Source organism: Oryzomicrobium terrae, from assembly GCF_008274805.1.
GTDB classification, from domain to species: domain Bacteria; phylum Pseudomonadota; class Gammaproteobacteria; order Burkholderiales; family Rhodocyclaceae; genus Oryzomicrobium; species Oryzomicrobium terrae.
Genome location: NZ_CP022579.1, coordinates 3229579 through 3247047, shown reverse-complemented (window position 1 = coordinate 3247047; position 17469 = coordinate 3229579). Strand labels below are relative to the sequence as shown.

Sequence of the window (17469 nt, the reverse complement as noted above, 5' to 3'; positions counted from 1 at the left end):
AATGGATTGTGGTGGTCATGAACTTCCCCAGAATCAAAATCATTAATCTGCCGCGCTCAGAAGAACGACGTCGGCATATGGCCAGCGTCCTCGACAAGCAGGGAGTGACTGGAGAGTTCTTTCCCGCGGTGGATGGCCGGCTGATGACGGACGAGCAGATCGCCCAGGTGTATCGCGCTGACCTGGCACAAAAGACCAATTGGGGAGTGTTGAACCGCGGAGAGATCGGTTGCGCCTTGAGCCACCGGGCGCTCTGGCAGGAACTGGTGGTGAGTGGTGAGACGGGATGGATCATTCTGGAGGACGACGTCGAACTCTTGCCGGAATTCACCCAGGTTGTCAGTGCACTTGTCCCCAAGATCAAGAATGGTGACGTGGTGTTGTTCAGCGTCGGCCCCAGCGAACTCTATGCTTTCGGTCAGGAGGCATTGCCGGCGGGACGCCGACTGGCTTGGGTCAACCAGGCGCTTTACCTGGCCTGTGGGTACTACATCACGCCTCTGGCAGCACAGCGGCTGCTGGAAAAATCGATGCCGATCTGGTTTCCCATCGACTTTTGGTATTCAACCCCGGGGTTCAAGGGGGTGACGCCGATCAAGATCGTTAGTCCGCCCCTGCTGCGCCAATTGGATGACGCACAATGTCCGTCGGACATTGGCGGGCGTACCGACCAGCGGATTGCCGCGGCACAGGGTAAGCGACGTGGGGCCCTGCGACAGGTCTGGCGCCAATTCCGCCTAAAAATGAAGAATAAATACCTGGTGACCCCGGAGCATTATTCATCATGACAGGTGGTCTTGGTGTCCGCCTGAATGGATTGGCAGCGCGCGCGCTGCCGATGCTGTTGCTGGTCTGGCTGCTGTGCGTGTTTTTTCCTTCCCGGGCCCTGGGCAACCTAGCGCTCGGCCTATCCCTGCTGCTATTCATCCTTCTTTGCGTGCTGGATGGCGAATCGCGTCGGAAAGTCGGTGGAGACCCGGTGTTCTGGGCGGCCGGAGCCCTCTTCGTGGTGGCTTATGGGGTGAGTGTGGCTACCGGAACGCTGGTGAGCGGCTGGCCAACTTTCTATAGCTATGACGGTCCGGGAAAAGCGCTGCTGATTGGTGTGGCACTGCTCGTAATGAAGCGGGCACCAGTCAGTTTCCGCGGCGTGCTGGCTGGGGCATTGGGATTGCTGGTGGTTTTGAACCTTTTCCAGCTGTACTACTTCCTAAATAGCCCGATCGCCTTGCGTCCGGAAAGTTATCCAATGGATGTTTTCTATCGCTACCGAAATTTTGGAGCGATGCAGCTCGTTTTGGCGCCATTTCTCGCGGTTGCCTTGTTTCATACGGAAAAAAAATGGGTCCGGGCCGCGCTGGTCGCCTGGTTGGCACTCAATTGCGTTCTGTTGGCTAGCACCGGCTTTCGCGGGGCTTGGTTGGGCTTCCTGGTTGGGCTGGGTGTCGTTGCCGGCTGGAGGCGTTTGCTCAAGGCACTGCCGTACTTCTTGATGGCAGGGCTAGCCCTGTTCTTCGTGGCTGCTTCGGGTTCTGGCGATAATCTCTTCTTCAGCGCCTTGCGGCGTGGGGCCAGCGATAATAGCCGCATCGCGCAGGTGTGGCACCCGACCCTCCTGTTTTTGCGTGACGCCTTCTGGTTGGGCCACGGTTTCGACCCGTTAGCGTATACCCGGGTTTACCAGGAAAAATGGGTTGATCGAGGGCTTGGGAGCGTCGTTATGCCTGGAGCACACAATATGGTTCTGGGATTTTTCTTCCAGGCGGGCTTACTGGGCGCGCTAGCCTACGTAAGTCTTGTCGGGGCCGTGATTGTTAGGCTCTGGCGATCCTGGAAGCGTGCGTCGGTGGAAACGGCCCCTGTATTTTTGGCACTGCTAGGTAGCTGGTTGGGGGCCTATGGGGTCCTTGGACAGACGGATAGTGTGAACTGGCCGTGTTTTGCCGTGCTGTTTCCGATGACGACATTTGTCCTGGCCAAGGGGGGGGAATGACGAAGTCGGTGTTGTTTTTAGTACGGGACAAGCTGGGCGACAGCCTTCTCGCCGTTGCGGTGGCCCTGGCATACGCAAGGAATAATCCGGAAGTCCACGTGACGGTCATGGTCCGGGAGGATTACGCGCCACTGTTTGCGGCAGTCGATGAGGTCGAACTGGTGTTCTACAAATCGGCCTTGCAGGCTCAAGCCTGGGCGCTCTGGGCGCGATTGACCCGGCCGGCGTTTGACGCTTTTGCCGTGCTGCGCGGTTTTGGCCCTCGGGTGAAGCGGCTGGGGCGCTTGGTGCGTGCCCGGCGCAAGATCTACATGAACGGTCGCTTTGCCGAGGTCTTCCCCGAGTTCCCCCAGGTCGATTTTCACGACAGCGAAAATGCGCCAATCATCGATGCCAGCTGGCGGGTGGCCCAGGTACTGGATAGCAACCTGAAAAAGCCGGAACGGCTGTTGTTTCCGGGGTTGCAGGCGATGCGGCGTGAAGCGGGGCAGGATGAGTTCGTCGGCATCTGCCCGCTCACCGATGAGGCGCGCAAGGACCTTTCACGTCAGGCCGTCCTCGCCCTGGTGGATAGAATCAAGGCAGATCACCCGGGGATCCCGGTCAAGATTCTGGTGCGCAACTTCGGCGACAAGGGATTCGTCCAGGGCGAGATCGGTGGTGCCGAGGTGGTCGCATTCCAGGACATCCCCGGCTTGTTGGCATGCTTCAGTGCCATGCGGGCGTATTACGGCGCCGATACCGGGCTGTACCACGTCGCCGCCGCCATGGGCATTCCTTGCCATGTTCTGTTTGGGCCGACCCAACCGTACAAAATCCTTTTGCCCGGACAAAATGCATGGGGCTGGCGCGTGGCGGGGTTGGGCGAGCGGCATTGTGCTGAAAAGCAATGCAGGACTCCCCTGTGCATTGACCGGGCGGCGGCCAACCTGGCCGGTACCCGGGATGTGGCCGCCGCGGTAGGAGAGATGCCTGCCGCTTGCCCGCTCCTGGCATTACCGGCGGATGAGCAAGCCTGCAACAGCGTCTACCGCCACGGAGCATGCCATCATGCGGAATGAGTCGCTGAAAATCCTTGTCATCCGCCGCGACAATATTGGCGATCTGATCTGCACCACTCCGTTGTTCGCTGCCCTGCGCCAGCGTTATCCGGACGCCTACCTGGCAGCGCTGGTCAATAGCTACAATGCCCCGGCCATCGCCGGCAATCCGCACCTGGATGCTATTCATGCCTATACCAAAGGCAAGCACGCCGAGGGGGAGACAGTGTTGGGAGCCTACTGGCGACGTGCCAAACTGCTTCTTGCCTTGCGCCAGCAGCGTTTCGATTACGTGGTGCTGGCCTCTGCCGGTTATGCCAAGCGCGCCCTGGGGTTGGCACGCATCATCAAGCCGCGCCATGTCGTTGGTTTTGTCACCGATCCCGCTCAGTTACCCACACTGGATGTAGCAATCGAGCATGGTAGCGGCAAGAGCCTCCACGAAACGGAGGATATGTTCCGCCTGTTGGCGCCCCTGGGTGTTGCCGCACCCATTCCCCCGCTTCACGTGGTGCCGGATGAGGACGTGGCCCGCTCCTTGAGGACCGCATTGCCAGAGGCACTCCGCAGCGGGCAAGGCCCACTGGTGGCGCTGCACATCAGTGCGCGCAAGCCGCCGCAGCGTTGGCCGGTGGAGAATTTTGCTGCTCTGGCCAGACGTTTGCATGCCGAACACGGCGCCCGTTTTTTACTCTTCTGGTCGCCCGGTGATGAGAAAAATCCCTTCCATCCGGGAGACGATGGCAAGGCGGCACACCTGCAAGAATTGATGGCCGGTTTGCCGGTGGCGCCGGTTCGCACCGAACATCTCTCAGAGTTGATTGCCGGCCTATCCCTGGCCGATGCAGTGGTATGTTCCGATGGTGGCGCCATGCACGTGGCGGCCGGACTGGGCAAGCCGATTGTCTGCTTCTTCGGTAATTCCGATGCCAACCGCTGGCACCCCTGGGGCGTGCCCTACCAGGTACTACAGACCCCTAGCCACAACGTGGTGGACATCACCCCCGAAGTCGCGGCCGAGGCGTTTGCCAGCCTGCTGCGGACTGCAGGAGCCACACCCGTAACCGTAGCCGTCTAGGCGCGAGGGGGGCTCCTCGCCTCCTTAGTGCGCTTCTTCCCAGCTCGCCCCCGCCCCTACTTCCACCACCAGGGGCACGCGCAGGTCGGCGACCCTGGCCATCAGGCCGGGGAGTTCGGCGCGGATGCGCGGCAACTCGGCATCCGGCACTTCCAGTACCAATTCGTCGTGAACCTGCAGTAGCAGGCGGCTCTTTACACCTTCGGTGGCGAGCCAGCGGTGCACGGCCACCATGGCCAGCTTGATCAGGTCGGCGGCGGTGCCCTGCATCGGCGCGTTGATCGCCGCCCGCTCGGCGCCTTGGCGACGGCCGGCCTGGCTGGCGCGGATCTCGGGCAGCTGCAGGCGGCGGCCGAACACGGTTTCGACATAACCCTGCTCCCGGGCCCGGGCCCGGGTTTCCTCCATGTAGCGGGCCACGCCCGGATAGCGGGCGAAGTAGCGGTCGATGAAGGTCTGGGCGGCGCTGCGCTCGATGTCCAGGGAGCGGGCCAGGCCGTGGGCGCTCATGCCGTAGATCAGGCCGAAGTTGATGGTCTTGGCGTAGCGGCGCTGTTCGCTGGTCACTTCCAGGGGCGTGATGCCGAATATCTCGGCGGCGGTGGCGCGGTGCACGTCCTCCCCGGCGGCAAAGGCCGCCAGCAGGCCGGCGTCCTCCGACAGGTGGGCCATGATGCGCAGCTCGATCTGGGAGTAGTCGGCGGACACCAGCACATGGCCGGCCGGGGCGACGAAGGCCTCGCGGATGCGCCGCCCTTCCGGGGTGCGCACCGGGATGTTCTGCAGGTTGGGGTCCGACGACGACAGCCGCCCGGTCACCGCGGTGGCCTGGGAAAAATGGGTGTGGATGCGCCCGGTGACCGGGTTCACCATCTTCGGTAGCTTGTCGGTGTAGGTGCCCTTGAGCTTGGCCAGGCTGCGGTACTCGAGCAGCAGCTTGGGCAGGGGGTAGTCCAGGGCTAGTTCCGAGAGCACCTCCTCGTCGGTGGAGGGGGTGCCGCCCGGGGTCTTCTTCTTCACCGGCAGTTCGAGCTTGGTGAACAGGATCTCGGCCAGCTGCTTGGGCGAATTGAGGTTGAAGGGCTGGCCGGCCAGCACCTGGGCCTCCTGCTCCAGCTCCAGCAGGCGCTTGCCCAGGGCGTGGCTCTGGGCGTCGAGCCGGGCGCTGTTGATGAGGATGCCGGTGCGCTCCATGGCGAACAGCACCTCCCGGGAGGGCAACTCGATGTCGTGGTAGATGCGCGTCAGCCCCGCATCGGCAGCGATGGCCGGATAGAGCCGTTCATGCACCCGCAGGGTGAAGTCGGTGTCCTCGGCGGCATAGGCGGAGGCTTGGTCCACCGCCACCTGGTCGAAGCCGATCTGCTTGGCCCCCTTGCCGCACAGGTCGGTGTAGGAGAGGCCCACCAAGCCCAGGTGGCGCTTGGCCAGCTGCTCCAGGTCGTGGCCCTTGTCGGCCTCCACCACGTAGGACTCGAGCATGGTGTCGTGGGCCACCCCGGCCAGGGCGATGCCGTGGTTGGCGAAGACGTGCTGGTCGTACTTGGCGTTCTGCAGCACCTTGGCGTGGGCGGCCGATTCCAGCCAGGGCTTGAGCCGCGCCAAGGCGGACTCCCGGTCGAGTTGGACCGGCGCATCCGGGCCGCAGTGGGCCAGGGGCAGGTAGGCGGCCTCCCCGGCGGCCAGGGCGAAGGACATGCCGACGATGCGCGCTTCGAACGGGTCCAGGCTGGTGGTTTCGGTGTCCAGGGCCACCAGGCTGGCGGCCTCGATGCGGGCCAGCCAGCGCTCGAAGCCGGCTTGGTCGAGGATCGTTTCGTAGCCGTCCCGGTGGCGGCCGTCGGCTACCAGGGCGGCGGGGTCGCTGGCGGCCACGGCGCTGGCTCCCGCCCGGGCGTCGCTGCCGGCCTCGCCCGCCGCCTCGCCGGTGGCTTCCTTGAGCCAGGTCTTGAAGCCGTAGTGGGCATACATCCCGGCCAGGGCGGCCAGGTCCGGGGTGCGGGGAACGAGGCTGGTCACCGCGGGCAGATCGGCCACGTCGCACTTCACCGTTACCAGGCGGCGCCCCAGGGGCAGAAAATCCAGATGGTCGCGCAGGTTCTGCCCGACCACGCCGCCGATCTCGCCGGCGTGGGCGATGACGCCGTCCAGATTGCCGTACTGGGTCAGCCATTTCACCGCGGTCTTGGGGCCGACCTTGGCCACGCCGGGCACGTTGTCCACCGTGTCGCCGATCAGGGTCAGGTAATCGACGATCAATCCCGGCGGCACGCCGAACTTGGCTTCCACGCCGGCCACGTCCAGGGTCTCGTTGCTCATGGTGTTGACCAGGGTGACCCGGGGGCTGACCAGCTGGGCCAGGTCCTTGTCGCCGGTGGACACCACCACGTCGATGTCGGCCGCCTCGGCCTGGCGGGCCAGGGTGCCGATGACGTCGTCGGCCTCGACCCCGTCGATGGTCAGGATCGGCCAGCCGGCGGCGGCGATGGCCGCGTGGATGGCGGGAATCTGGGCAGCCAGGTCCTCCGGCATGGGGGGGCGATGCCCCTTGTAATCCGGGTACCAGTCGTCGCGAAAGGTCTTGCCCTTGGCATCGAAAACGCAGGCGCGATAGACCGTTGCATCGCCGGCCATCGCCTTGTGGTCGGCTTCCAGCCGACGTAGCATGGACAAGACCCCGTATAGCGCACCCGTCGGCTCTCCCGCTGCATTGCGCAGGTCAGGGAGGGCATGGAAGGCCCGGTAGAGATACGACGAGCCATCGACGAGCAGCAAAGAAGCCATAACGAGAACCTGAAAAAAATGAGCGAAAAAATCAAACTGCCCGACCTCGCCGAGCGCGAAGCCGCCCTGCAAACCCAGTCGTCGCGGGAATCCTGGCGAATCCTCGGCATTATGTCAGAGTTCGTCGAAGCCACTGACCGCCTGGCCCCGATCCGCCCTGCCGTGTCCATTTTCGGCAGCGCCCGGGTGCCGGAAGGCTCGCCCTATTACGAACTCGCCCGGACCATCGCCCGTAAACTCTCCGATGCCGGGTTCTCGGTCATTTCCGGTGGCGGTCCGGGCATCATGGAAGCGGCCAACCGGGGCGCCTTTGCCGGCAAGAGTCCGTCGGTGGGGCTCAACATCCAGCTGCCCCACGAGCAGAAGTCCAATGCCTATCAGGACATTTCCCAGACCTTCCGCCACTTCTTTGCGCGCAAGTACATGTTCGTGCGCTTCGCCAATGCCTACGTGGTGATGCCCGGAGGCTTCGGCACCCTGGACGAGGTGATGGAGGCCCTGACCCTGATCCAGACCGGCAAGGGGCGCAAGATTCCCCTGGTGCTGGTGGGCGCCGGCTTCTGGCAGGGCCTGGTGGACTGGTTTCGTGATCGGCTGGTGGGGGAGGGCATGATCTCCCCCGAGGACATGAACCTGATCCAGGTGATCGACGATCCGGACCAGGTGGTCTCGGCCATCTTCAAGCACTACGAAACCCGGGGCTTCGAGCCCCTGCCCGAAGAGCGGGAAATGCTGCTCAACCTGTAACCGGGGCCGGGCTGGTAAACTGCGCGGGAAAACGTGCTTGCGAGCTTGCACGCCGCAAGCCAGACAAGATTGTGAACGGCGAGGCCCTCGGGCCGCGCCGCCGCCGGGGCGAACCTCTGGCCGCGGCGCCCGTCTCACGGATAACCACCTAATCACTCGGGGGAGCTTCCCCCAGGATGCCCGCCATGAAGCGCACCCTTCTCGCCCTCCTGAGCCTTGCCCTCGCCGCGCCCGTTGTCGCCCAGACCGCCGGCCGCACGCCACTGCCCAATGTGCCGCCGCCGCCTCCGGAAATGGCCCCCTTCGATGCTGCCATCGAGCCTGAAGTGACCATCAAGAAGCGCGACGAGGATACGGTCGAGGAGTACCGCATCAAGGGTCGCCTGTACATGGTCAAGGTCACCCCCAAGGTCGGGCCCCCCTACTACCTGATCGATGACCGGGGTGACGGCAATTTCACCCGGCGCGATTCCCTCGATACCGGGGTGCGTCCGCCGATGTGGCTGATCGGCACCTTCTGATCCGGCGCAGCCGCCGCCTGCCTCCGGCCTGACCGGGCGACAGGGCGGGCGGGCTGCAACGGTTCCTGTTTCTTCCTGTCGTTCTCCGGAGTTCTGCTGCCTTCATGACGGCTCCCGATTTTCCCCTGCCCGCCCCGCCCTTCGAGGGGGATTCCCGCGTCGTGCCCGCCGGCCGTGCCATCGACTGGCTGCGCGAAGGCTGGGCCCTGTTCATCGCCCAGCCGGGGGTGTGGCTGGCCATGGGCGCCCTGTTTTTCGTCATCGTCATCGGCGTAATGATCTTCCCCGTGGTCGGCGAACTGGCCGCCCACTGGTTCGTACCAGTGCTCTCGGCCGGTCTCATGGCGGCGGCGCGGCGTATCGAACAGGGTGAAGAAGCCCACGTGGCCGACATGTTCTCGGCCTTCTCGCCCAAGCATGCGCCGGTATTGCGCGTCGGCGTGCTGTTCATGGTCGGCTGGCTGGCGATCATCGCCATCGGCATCCTGATCGGCTGGGCCGCCACCTTCGGAGGTTCGGTCCAGGCGGCCGCCGGCGGCGGCCTGCTCGGCACCGGCATCGCCGTGGCTGGCGTGCTGTTCGCCATCGTCGTCGTCCTGGTCAGCTCGGTGCCTCTGGTCATGGCCGTGTGGTACGCCCCGGCCTTGGCCTACTTCCACGACATGTCGGCCCGGGCGGCGATGCGCGCCAGCTTCGAGGCGGTGGCGCGCAACGGCGTGGCCTTCCTGGTCTACGGCCTGTTCATCCTGCTCATCCTGTTCTTCGGCGCCCTGTCCCTCGGCCTGGGGCTGGTGGTGGCCGCCCCGGTGATCGCCTGCTCGATCTACGTCTCGTACCGCGACGTCTTCCTCGGGACCTGACCATGCTGATTGCCCGCATCGTCCCCGCTTCCCGAGGTTGGCGCTGGGTCAGCGAAGGTTTTGGCCTGTTCCGCCGCAACCCCGGGGTGCTGGCCCTGATGGTGGTGGGCTACTGGTTCCTGCTCGGCGCCCTCAACCTGGTGCCGATCCTGGGTGGCGTGGCCGCCACCATGCTGGTGCCGGCCCTGTCGGTAGGCGTGCTGACCGCCTGCCGCGAGATCGACCAGGGCCGCTCACCCTTGCCCCACCTGCTGTTCGCCGGCTTGCGCCAGCGCCTCGGCCCCCTGGTCGCCCTGGGTGGGCTCAACTTCATCTGCTCGATGCTGGTGCTGTCCCTGGTGTCCCTGCTCGACGACGGCGCCCTGCTGCGCTGGATGGGCAGCGGCGTGCGTCCCGACGCCGACGAGCTGGAGGCCCTGGCCACCGCCGCCGAGGTCGGCCTGGCGCTCTACATCCCGGTGTTCCTGGCCTTCTGGTACGCCCCCCAGTTGGTCGCCTGGCACGACCATTCCTTGGGCAAAAGCCTGTTCTTCAGCTTTTTCGCCTGCCTGCGCAACTGGCGCGCTTTCCTCGTCTACGGCGTGACCCTGGTGCTGCTCGGCGGCGTCATTCCAGGCTTGGCGGTGGGGCTGTTGGCCGGTGGCGGCAATCTGGCGGTGCTGCTCTCGGTGCCGTTCCTGATGGCCATTGCGCCGATTTTCTTCGCCAGCTTCTACCTCAGCTACCGGGACGTGTTCAGCGAAGCGGCGGATGACGAAACGCCGGACGGCGTCGAACCATCGGCTGAAACCCCGCGCCAAGAGCCGAGTTCCGAGGCCGATGGCCCGAACGCGGCGCCCTGAGCCAATGTCCGGGCAGCCCGTGTCAAACTCCGCGTCCCTCGTGCCTTCCCGGCTGCTGGGTATTTTTGGCGGCACCTTCGACCCGGTGCACATCGGCCACCTGCGCCTGGCCGAAGAGGCCCGGGAGCAACTGGCCCTGCCCGAGGTACGTTGGATTCCCGCCGGCCAGCCACCGCACCGGGCCGGCCCGAGCGTGGCCCCGGCCCACCGCCTGGCCCTGGTGCGCGCCGCCGTGGCCGACAATCCGGCCTTCAGCGTCGATAGCGCCGAGGTCGATTCGGCCGCGCCGTCCTACACCGTCACCACCCTGGAGCGCTTGCGCATCCTGGAAGGCGACCGCCCCCTGGTGTTGCTGCTCGGCGCCGACGCCTTTCTCGGCTTTACCCGCTGGCACCGCTGGCGCGACATCGTCGCCTTGGCCCACCTGGCCGTGCTCACCCGTCCCGGCGTGCAGTTCGATCCGGCCCGGGTGGCGGCCGGCGAAGGGATGCACGCCGATGCCGAGCTGGCCGACCTGATCGCCGAGCGCCGTCTCGATCCGGCGGAGCGGGCCAGCCTGGAAGCGCGCCCGGCCGGCAGTCTGCTCTTCGTGCCCATGGCGCCCCTGGCGGTATCGGCCACCGATATCCGCGCCCGGCTGCGCGAGGGACGCAGCGTGCGTTATTTGCTGCCGCCGAGCGTGATCGACTATATTGCGGCGAATGGTCTCTATCGCCCCGAATGACGGGCGTTGGCGACAGATTCGCTGCGTTTTTCAACCTGTTTTACCCACTGACTGATTTGATGGACACCCCCAACCTGCAACACGCCGTCGCCCTGGTCGTCGACGCCCTCGAAGACATCAAGGGCAAGGACATCGAGGTGATCGACACCTCCAAGCTCACCTCCCTGTTCGACCGCATCGTCATCGCCACCGGCGACTCCAACCGCCAGGTCAACGCCCTGGCCCGCAACGTCGAGGAAAAGGCCAAGGAAGCCGGCCTCAACGTCATTTCCGTGGAGGGCCAGGGTAGCGGCGAATGGGTGCTGGTGGACCTGGGCGACATCGTCGTCCATGTCATGCAGCCCGCCGTGCGCCAGTACTACGCCCTCGAAGAGCTGTGGGCCTCCCGGGCCCCCGCCCGGCGCCCCGCCTCGCCCCTGGTGGAGCCTCCCGAGGCCGGCTGAGCGCGGCCCCCGGTAATCCCCTGCCATGAAGCTCCACATCCTCGCGGTCGGGCACAAGATGCCCGGCTGGGTCGAAAGCGGCTGCCAGGAATACCTCAAGCGCATGCCCCGGGAGTTGCCGGCGGCGGTGCTCGAAATCAAGCCCGAGCCCCGCGCCGGCGGCAAGACCCGGGAGCAGCTGATGGCCGCCGAGCGCAGCCGCATCGAGGCCGTGCTGCCCAAGGACGCCCGCCTGATCGCCCTGGACGAGCGCGGCGACGACCTGACCACGGCCCGCTTCGCCGAGCGCATCGAACGCTGGATGGAGGAAGGCCGCGACCTGGCCTTCGTCATCGGCGGCGCCGACGGCCTGGACCCGGCGATCAAGTCCCGGGCCGACGGTCTGCTGCGCCTGTCCAGCATGACCCTGCCCCACGCCATGGCCCGTTTGATCCTGGCCGAGCAGCTGTACCGGGCCGCCAGCCTGATCAAGGGCCATCCCTACCACCGGGAGTGATGCCCATCCGCCTGCCACCAGGCTACGCCGCCGGGATGTCTTGCCGTAGTCAGGGCACCCGGTGCGCGCGGCGCACGGCCTGCGGCATTCCGCCGGCTCATCCGGCTGACCGCACCCCATCCCTCACCGCTTGACGACGCTGCCATGACCCTTGCCCCGCAACGCCTTTACCTCGCCTCGCGCAGCCCGCGGCGGCGCGAACTGCTCACTCAGATCGGCGTCCATTTCGACACCCTGCTGTTCCGTGCCGGCGCCCGGGCCGATGGCGAGGTGGACGAGACTCCCCTGCCCGGTGAGGACCCGGTGACCTACGTGCAGCGGGTGGCCCGTGCCAAGGCCGAGCACGGCCGGCGCATCCTGGTCTGGCGCAAATTGCAGCCCCAGGTCGTGCTGTCGGCGGATACCACGGTCGAAGTCGATGGCCAGATCCTGGGCAAGCCGGTGGACGGGGACGATGCCGCCCGCACCCTGCGTCTATTGTCCGGCCGCGCCCACCGGGTGCTTACCGCCGTGGTGGTGGCCACCCCGGCCGGCCAGATCGAGGCCGCCCTGTCCGAGAGCCGGGTGCGCTTCCGCGAACTGAGCGATGCCGAGATCCGCCGCTACGTGGCCAGCGGCGAGCCGCTGGACAAGGCCGGCAGCTACGGCATCCAGGGTCGGGCGGCCTTGTTCGTGGCCCATATGGAAGGCAGCTACACCGGCATCATGGGCCTGCCCCTGTTCGAAACCGGCGCGCTGCTGCGCAAAATCGGCTTCGACGGCTTGTGAGCCGTGGCCGGTGCCTCGGGGCTCGGCCAATACATGCGTAAAACTGAAGTATTGGGGCGGGCAAAAAGCAAAGGTCCGCGCCAGTCGTAGGGTTTTACGATTCGCCTGGCCAATTACATAAGTAAAACTGAAGAATTCGGCCGGGCTATGCTCGGCCGCCGTTCGGTGCGGCGGGGCTGGACGTAGCTGCGGATGGATGTCCCGGCGGCAGACCGGGTGCCGGGATCACCGGCCTTGGGGCTCCCCGGCGTCCGCCAACGTTTCCGCCAGCACTGCCGCGGCCTGGGCTGCCCCGTCCGGGGCGGGCGGCGGTGGCGCGGGCTTGGCCCACAGTGCGGCCAGATCCGCCAGGACATTCCCGGTGAACAGCTGCTCCTCGGCGATTTCCCGGCAGCGGCCGTGGGCCGCCAGCCAGGGGATCAGTGCGTCCTGCTCGGCCCAGCCGGGGCGGCGGGCGTAGAGCATGGGCGTGCCGTTGCAGCCGGCCTCGGCGAAGGTGCCGTAGCCCGGCTTGCCGAGCACCGCGTCCACCGAGGCGAGCAGGTCGGTAAAGTCCCAGCCCAGGGGCTCGAAGGCGGCAATGTCCGGCCGTGCCGCCCGTTCGGCCGGGGTCATGGTCTCCCGCCAGCGCTGCGGCACCAGCCAGCGCCAGCCCGGGCACTGCGGCCATTCCGCCAGGCGCAGCGGGCCGGTGGGCAGGGCGATGCCGCCCAGGGCGGCGAGGACGATCCGCGCCGGTGCAGCGCTGGCGGCGGTGTCTGACCCACGATGCAGGCCGAGCAGCCCTGCCAGTTCGTCCCGGCGAGGCTGGCCGAGACGGGCCACCGGGCCGACGACGATGCGCCTGTCCAGGTCCGCCATGGGCATGGCCGGCGTCAGTTGCAGGAAGGCCCGAGCGCTGCGGTAGGCGGCCCGCATCTGGGCGTGGATGGGCGCGGCCCAGGCTGCCTCGGTGGGAGCGGCGAAGGTCGCGGCGAACAGGTCGGCCCAGTTCAGCGAACTCATGGCGTAGGCCGGAATGCCGGCCCGGGCGGCGGCGGCCAGGGGCAGGTAGGCGACGTTGCTCAGCACCAAGTCCGGGGCTGGGACTCCGCCGGGCAAGTGGCGTAGCCAGTCGGCGGCAGCCGCCACACGGGCGTCCCAGTCTGCGTGGAATTCCCGGTAGGCCGCGGCGCTGGCGGGGATGTCGATGCGGAACGGGTCGGCCATGACGAAGCCGAAATCCAGGGCCCGGGGGATGAGGGTGAAGCCTTCCGGCAGGCGCTGGCGCAGCGTGGCTTCGGGGGCGCTGCTGACCACCGTCAGGCGCAGGTCGGGGCAGCGTTGGCGTAGCGCCGCCAGTACCGGGCCGGTCTGGGCGATGTGGCCGAAACCGTGGCCGGTGATGGTGACGAGCAGGTGGGCCATGGCCGGTGCGCGCGCCGCCGCTTAAACGAAGCGGGCGAGAAAGGCGCCAGCCAACTCCTCCGGCAGGGGCAGCCAGACCCGGTGGCCGCTGCCCGGGGCCACCTCGATGGCCTCGCCGGCGGCATTCTCCAGCCGCTCCACGACGAATTCCCGGTTGCCGGCCGGGTGGATCGCTTCGATCCGGTCGCCGCGGCCGAAGCGGTTCTTCACCACCACCTCGACCAGGCCCCGGGCCGGGTCGTAGCCGGCCACGTCGCCGACGTAGAGGCTGCGGTCCGATTCGGAGTGGCCGCGCAGGTAGTTCTGATAGGCCTGGTCCGGGTGGCGTTCGTAGAAACCGCCGGTGTAGCCCCGGTTGGCCAGGCCTTCCAGCTCGGACAGCAGGCTGGCGTCGAAGGGGCGGCCGGCCACGGCGTCGTCGATGGCCTGACGGTAGGTCTGGCACACCCGGGCGACGTAGTAGGGCGACTTGGTGCGGCCCTCGATCTTGAGCGAGTCGACGCCGATCTCCACCAACCGGGCGACGTGCTCGATGGCGCGCAGGTCCTTGGAGTTGAGCACGTAGGTGCCGTGCTCGTCCTCTTCCATGGGCATCAGCTCGCCGGGACGCTGGCCTTCCTCGAGCAGCCAGACCTGGCCGGTGGGGGCGGCGGCAGGAGGGGGGGGCGGCAGGCGGGCCACGTCGCCGCTGGGCTGTTCCTCGCCGGGCAGCACCTTGTAGTCCCAGCGGCAGGAGTTGGTGCAGGTGCCCTGGTTGGCATCCCGGTGGTTGAAGTAGCCGGAGAGCAGGCAGCGGCCCGAGTAGGCGATGCACAGGGCGCCGTGCACGAACACCTCCAGTTCGGTGTCCGGGCATTCCTGGCGGATTTCCGCCATCTCGTCGAGGGACAGCTCCCGGGACAGGATCACCCGCTCGACGCCGACGTGCTTCCAGAACTTCACCGCCGCGTAGTTCACCGTGTTGGCCTGGACCGACAGGTGGATCGGCAGCTCGGGCCAGGCTTCGCGCACCATGGCGATCAGCCCCGGGTCGGCCATGATCAGGGCGTCGGGCTTGAGCGCCACCACTTCGGCCAGGTCGGCCAGGTAGGTCTTGACCTTGGCGTTGTGGGGGATGACGTTGCTCACCAGATAGAACAGCTTGTTGAGTCGGTGGGCGCTGGCGATGCCCTGGGCGAGATGCTCCAGGGTGCCGAATTCGTTGTTGCGGGTACGCAGGCTGTAGCGGGGCTGGCCGGCGTAAACCGCGTCGGCGCCGAAGGCGAAGGCGGTCTCGGCCATGGCCCGGGAGCCGGCGGGGGCGAGCAGTTCGGGGACGCGGCGAAGCGAGGGGGCGGTAGCGGCGGGGGCGGAGCGGGGCACTGGGTTAGAATCCAAGAAAGCAAAAACCGCAGCCGAACGGAGGGGCCTCGTGGAGGACGTCGTTCCTGCGGTCCGACCAATTTTACCGCTCCCGCCATGCCCGAAGATATCCTCATCAATTTCACCCCCCAGGAAACCCGCGTTGCCGTGATGCAGCAGGGGGTGGTGCAGGAACTGCACATCGAGCGCACCGCCAGCCGCGGCATCGTCGGCAACATTTACCTGGGCAAGGTGGTGCGCATCCTGCCGGGGATGCAGTCGGCCTTCATCGACGTGGGCCTGGAGCGCACCGCCTTCCTGCACGTGGCCGACATCCTGATGCCCCGGGAGCCGGGAGAGAATGGCAGCGGCCACGGGCACGCCGTGCCGAAGCCGATCGAGCGCATCCTGTCCGAGGGGCAGAGCCTGCTGGTGCAGGTGATCAAGGATCCGATCGGCACCAAGGGGGCGCGCCTGTCCACCCAGATCTCCATCGCCGGGCGGATGCTGGTGTATCTGCCCCAGGAAAAGCACATCGGCATTTCCCAGCGCATCGGCGACGAGCAGGAGCGCCTCGCCCTGAAGTCGCGCCTGACCAAGCTGGTGCCCGAGGACGAGCCCGGCGGCTTCATCGTCCGCACCATGGCCGAAGGGGCCACCGACGACGAATTGGCCCGGGACATCGAGTACCTGCGCCGCATCTGGCGCGACATCCGCGACGCCGCGCGCAGCTCCTCGCCGCCGGCCCTGCTCTACCAGGAGCTGTCCCTGGGGCAGCGGGTGCTGCGCGATTTCGTCAATCCGGAGACGGCGCGCATCGTCATCGACTCCCGGGAAAACTTCCAGAAGCTCACCCAGTTCGCCGAGGTGTACACCCCCATGGTGCTGGAACTGCTCGAGCACTACACCGGCGAGCGCCCCCTGTTCGACCTGCACGGGGTGGAGGAGGAGATCGAGAAGGCCCTGGCGCGGCGCGTCGAGTTGAAGTCCGGCGGCTACCTGATCATGGACCAGACCGAGGCCATGACCACCATCGATGTGAACACCGGCGGTTTCGTCGGCCACCGCAACTTCGACGACACCATCTTCAAGACCAATCTGGAGGCGGCCCACGTCATCGCCCGCCAGCTGCGCCTGCGCAACCTGGGCGGCATCATCATCATCGACTTCATCGACATGGAGACGTCGGAGCACCGCGACGCGGTGCTGGCCGAGTTCAACAAGGCCCTGGCCCGGGACCACACGCGCATGACGGTCAATGGTTTCACCGCCCTGGGCCTGGTGGAGATGACGCGCAAGCGCACCCGGGAGTCCCTGGCCCACGTGCTGTGCGAGCCCTGTCCCACCTGCGGCGGTCGGGGCGAGGTGAAGACGGCGCGCACCGTCACCTACGAGATCCTGCGCGAACTGTTGCGCGAGGCCCGCCAGTTCAACGCCCGGGAATACCGGGTGATCGCTGCTCCGGCGGTGATCGACCTGTACCTGGACGAGGAATCCCAGTCCCTGGCGATGCTCTCCGACTTCATTGGCAAACCCATCTCGCTCCAGGCTGAGCCCGGGTACTCCCAGGAGCAGTACGACATCGTGCTGCTGTGAGGGCTCCGGGGCCGTCCCAGGCGTTCAAGGGCCAGCAAATGCAAACGCCCCGGTGGTTGTCCACCGGGGCGTTTTTCGTAGTGCGGCGTGATGCTGCCCGGGTGCTCAGGCCGGTCGCGCGGCTGACCGGGCGTGGCCTTCGTCGGCGAGGCGGTCGAGCACTTCGACGGGGGGCTCCGCTACCCGAGCGAAGCGTTTGCGGAAGTCTTCCACTGCTTTGTCCGGTGCAGAAATTTACCTCCTAAACGGTTTCGCGCATCCAGGCCACAATCACATCGGTCAGGGCCTACATCCGGGGACACGAGGGTTGGCTTTATCTTGCCGTAGTGATGGATCTCTTCTTACGGCAATTTGTTGGCTGGTCGATGCAGTCGCGCAGGGAGACGGGCTTGGCGCTCAATGCCTTGCTGATGGCTATCTGGCGAAGGAATCCATCCGTGCCGGTGATCGTGCACTCCGACCAGGGCAGCCAGTACAGCAGCCACGACTGGCAGGCGTTCCTGCAAGCGCACAACCTGAGCGCCAGCATGAGCCGACGCGGCAACTGTCACGACAACGCTGTCGCCGAGAGCTTCTTCCAACTACTCAAGCGCGAACGAATCAAGCGAAAAATCTATCTCGACCGGGAGGAGGCGCGACGAGACGTGTTCAATTACATCGAGCTCTTCTACAACCCGAAACGCCGTCACGGCTATGCAAACGGACTTTCTCCGGTAGAGTTCGAAAAGCAGTATTTCAACCGGCAACAGAGCGTCTACTGAAGCCGGGGCGATTCAGTAGTTAATTTTGACGCAAGGGACGCACAGCTCGAATGCTGCTCTGGACGTTG

General features: G+C 66.2%; 16 protein-coding genes and 1 pseudogene. 14 read left to right on the top strand and 3 right to left on the bottom strand.

Annotation, left to right across the window (positions count from 1 at the left end; genetic code table 11):
* Positions 1-17 precede the first annotated feature (17 nt).
* From OTERR_RS14715 to OTERR_RS14700, 4 genes are read left to right on the top strand one after another with little or no spacing between them, the layout of a single operon-like run.
* Complete coding sequence (locus OTERR_RS14715; protein WP_149426219.1) at positions 18-788, top strand: glycosyltransferase family 25 protein; 771 nt, start codon at positions 18-20, stop codon at positions 786-788.
* On the top strand, positions 785-1993 hold the full coding sequence (locus OTERR_RS14710) for an O-antigen ligase family protein (protein WP_149426218.1): 1209 nt from the start codon (positions 785-787) through the stop codon (positions 1991-1993). The genes OTERR_RS14715 and OTERR_RS14710 overlap by 4 nt, the downstream gene beginning before the upstream one ends.
* Positions 1990-3054 carry a glycosyltransferase family 9 protein gene (locus OTERR_RS14705; RefSeq protein ID WP_149426217.1) on the top strand — a complete coding sequence of 355 codons (1065 nt, stop codon included), beginning with the start codon at positions 1990-1992 and terminating at the stop codon, positions 3052-3054. The genes OTERR_RS14710 and OTERR_RS14705 overlap by 4 nt, the downstream gene beginning before the upstream one ends.
* Positions 3044-4111, top strand: coding sequence for a glycosyltransferase family 9 protein (locus OTERR_RS14700; protein ID WP_223115958.1), 1068 nt, complete (start codon positions 3044-3046; stop codon positions 4109-4111). Before OTERR_RS14705 ends, OTERR_RS14700 begins: the two co-directional genes overlap by 11 nt.
* Positions 4112-4135: 24 nt before the next feature.
* On the opposite strand, the gene polA is transcribed toward OTERR_RS14700, so the two are convergent.
* Positions 4136-6895, bottom strand: a complete 2760-nt coding sequence (polA, locus tag OTERR_RS14695) for a DNA polymerase I (protein WP_149426216.1) — start codon at positions 6893-6895, stop codon at positions 4136-4138.
* Positions 6896-6913: 18 nt separating this feature from the next.
* Here polA and OTERR_RS14690 point away from each other — a divergent pair, with 18 nt between their 5' ends.
* The 8 genes from OTERR_RS14690 to OTERR_RS14655 all read left to right on the top strand — a co-directional run bounded on the left by OTERR_RS14690 (position 6914) and on the right by OTERR_RS14655 (position 12296).
* Positions 6914-7642, top strand: a complete 729-nt coding sequence (locus OTERR_RS14690; protein ID WP_054620328.1) for an LOG family protein — start codon at positions 6914-6916, stop codon at positions 7640-7642.
* A gap of 185 nt (positions 7643-7827) precedes the next feature.
* Positions 7828-8163 carry a DUF2782 domain-containing protein gene (locus tag OTERR_RS14685; RefSeq protein ID WP_054620347.1) on the top strand — a complete coding sequence of 112 codons (336 nt, stop codon included), beginning with the start codon at positions 7828-7830 and terminating at the stop codon, positions 8161-8163.
* 104 nt (positions 8164-8267) lie between these two features.
* The gene (locus OTERR_RS14680; RefSeq protein ID WP_054620327.1) at positions 8268-9023 is read left to right on the top strand and encodes a BPSS1780 family membrane protein; all 756 of its coding nucleotides are present in this window, start codon (positions 8268-8270) and stop codon (positions 9021-9023) included.
* A 2-nt stretch (positions 9024-9025) separates the two neighbouring features.
* Positions 9026-9865: a BPSS1780 family membrane protein gene (locus OTERR_RS14675; protein ID WP_149426215.1), complete on the top strand. Its 840-nt coding sequence runs from the start codon at positions 9026-9028 to the stop codon at positions 9863-9865.
* Between the two features lie 40 nt (positions 9866-9905).
* Positions 9906-10589 carry a nicotinate-nucleotide adenylyltransferase gene (gene nadD / locus OTERR_RS14670; protein WP_246154202.1) on the top strand — a complete coding sequence of 228 codons (684 nt, stop codon included), beginning with the start codon at positions 9906-9908 and terminating at the stop codon, positions 10587-10589.
* A gap of 59 nt (positions 10590-10648) precedes the next feature.
* Positions 10649-11032: a ribosome silencing factor gene (gene rsfS, locus OTERR_RS14665; protein WP_054620346.1), complete on the top strand. Its 384-nt coding sequence runs from the start codon at positions 10649-10651 to the stop codon at positions 11030-11032.
* 25 nt (positions 11033-11057) lie between these two features.
* A complete protein-coding gene (gene rlmH / locus OTERR_RS14660; RefSeq protein ID WP_054620324.1) occupies positions 11058-11528 on the top strand; it encodes a 23S rRNA (pseudouridine(1915)-N(3))-methyltransferase RlmH in 471 nt (156 codons plus the stop codon).
* A gap of 144 nt (positions 11529-11672) precedes the next feature.
* Positions 11673-12296 carry a Maf family protein gene (locus OTERR_RS14655; protein WP_054620323.1) on the top strand — a complete coding sequence of 208 codons (624 nt, stop codon included), beginning with the start codon at positions 11673-11675 and terminating at the stop codon, positions 12294-12296.
* A 225-nt stretch (positions 12297-12521) separates the two neighbouring features.
* Here the strand turns inward: OTERR_RS14655 and OTERR_RS14650 are convergent, their stop codons facing one another.
* Positions 12522-13703 carry a hypothetical protein gene (locus OTERR_RS14650; protein WP_149426214.1) on the bottom strand — a complete coding sequence of 394 codons (1182 nt, stop codon included), beginning with the start codon at positions 13701-13703 and terminating at the stop codon, positions 12522-12524.
* A gap of 21 nt (positions 13704-13724) precedes the next feature.
* Positions 13725-14984: a prephenate-dependent tRNA uridine(34) hydroxylase TrhP gene (gene trhP, locus OTERR_RS14645; protein WP_149426568.1), complete on the bottom strand. Its 1260-nt coding sequence runs from the start codon at positions 14982-14984 to the stop codon at positions 13725-13727.
* A gap of 177 nt (positions 14985-15161) precedes the next feature.
* Between trhP and rng the strand changes: the two genes are divergently transcribed.
* Positions 15162-16640, top strand: coding sequence for a ribonuclease G (rng, locus tag OTERR_RS14640; protein WP_054620321.1), 1479 nt, complete (start codon positions 15162-15164; stop codon positions 16638-16640).
* 287 nt (positions 16641-16927) lie between these two features.
* Positions 16928-17401 (top strand): annotated as a pseudogene (locus OTERR_RS14635) (IS3 family transposase); the annotation flags it as partial.
* Between the last annotated feature and the right edge of the window lie 68 nt (positions 17402-17469).